A 1,509-nucleotide genomic window follows, 5' to 3' on the forward strand; every position below is an offset into this window, starting at 1 on the left:
TGTTCCCCACCCAGGGTCCCAACAGTGTTGGGGGGTGGGGTGTGGTGTAAGTTGTCGGCTTATTAGTACCGGTCGGCTGCACACGTCGTTGGTTCGTGCTTCCACCTCCGGCCTATCAACCCAGTGGTCTAGCTGGGGGCCTCTCGCACACTAGGTGCGTGGAAATCTCATCTCGAAGCGAGCTTCCCGCTTAGATGCTTTCAGCGGTTATCTCTTCCGAACGTAGCGAAGCAGCGGTGCACCTGGCGGTACAACTGCCATACCAGAGGTTCGTCCGTCCCGGTCCTCTCGTACTAAGGACAGGTCTTCTCAAATTTCCTGCGCGCGCAGCGGATAGGGACCGAACTGTCTCACGACGTTCTGAACCCAGCTCGCGTACCGCTTTAATGGGCGAACAGCCCAACCCTTGGGACCAACTCCAGCCCCAGGATGCGACGAGCCGACATCGAGGTGCCAAACCATGCCGTCGATATGGACTCTTGGGCAAGATCAGCCTGTTATCCCCGAGGTACCTTTTATCCGTTGAGCGACGGCCATTCCACAATGTACCGCCGGATCACTAGTCCCGACTTTCGTCCCTGCTCGAGCTGTCGCTCTCACAGTCAAGCTCCCTTGTGCACTTACACTCGACACCTGATTGCCAACCAGGCTGAGGGAACCTTTGGGCGCCTCCGTTACTCTTTAGGAGGCAACCGCCCCAGTTAAACTACCCATCAGGCACTGTCCCTGACCCGGATCACGGGCCGAAGTTAGATGTCCAGAGTGACCAGAGTGGTATTTCAACGTTGACTCCACGTGCACTGGCGTGCCCGCTTCACCGTCTCCCACCTATCCTACACAAGCCACACCGAACACCAATACCAAACTATAGTAAAGGTCTCGGGGTCTTTCCGTCCTGCTGCGCGTAACGAGCATCTTTACTCGTACTGCAATTTCGCCGAGTTCATGGTTGAGACAGCGGGGAAGTCGTTACTCCATTCGTGCAGGTCGGAACTTACCCGACAAGGAATTTCGCTACCTTAGGATGGTTATAGTTACCACCGCCGTTTACTGGGGCTTAAATTCTCCGCTTCGCCGTGAGGCTAACAGGTCCTCTTAACCTTCCAGCACCGGGCAGGAGTCAGTCCGTATACATCGTCTTGCGACTTCGCACGGACCTGTGTTTTTGATAAACAGTCGCTTCCCCCTGGTCTCTGCGGCCCTTACCCGCTCGCACCAGCAAGTGGTGTCCACGGTCGGGGCCCCCCTTCTCCCGAAGTTACGGGGGCATTTTGCCGAGTTCCTTAACCATGATTCTCTCGATCGCCTTAGTATTCTCTACCTGATCACCTGTGTCGGTTTGGGGTACGGGCGGCTGGAACCTCGCGTCGATGCTTTTCTCGGCAGCATAGGATCACCGAATCCCCCCACGGATGGGGGTCCCGTCACGTCTCAGGCTGTGTGATCCGCGGATTTGCCAACGGATCGCCCTACACGCTTAGACCGGGTCTACCATCGCCCGGCTCGGCT

Annotated in this window: 1 rRNA gene; it reads right to left on the reverse strand. The window is 57.0% G+C overall.

Annotated features, from left to right (window positions below):
• Positions 1–41: 41 nt before the first annotated feature.
• A 23S ribosomal RNA gene (locus ABD220_RS17830) occupies positions 42–1,509 on the reverse strand; the annotation flags it as partial.

Source organism: Kocuria aegyptia, assembly GCF_039530085.1.
Taxonomy (GTDB): Bacteria; Actinomycetota; Actinomycetes; order Actinomycetales; family Micrococcaceae; genus Kocuria; species Kocuria aegyptia.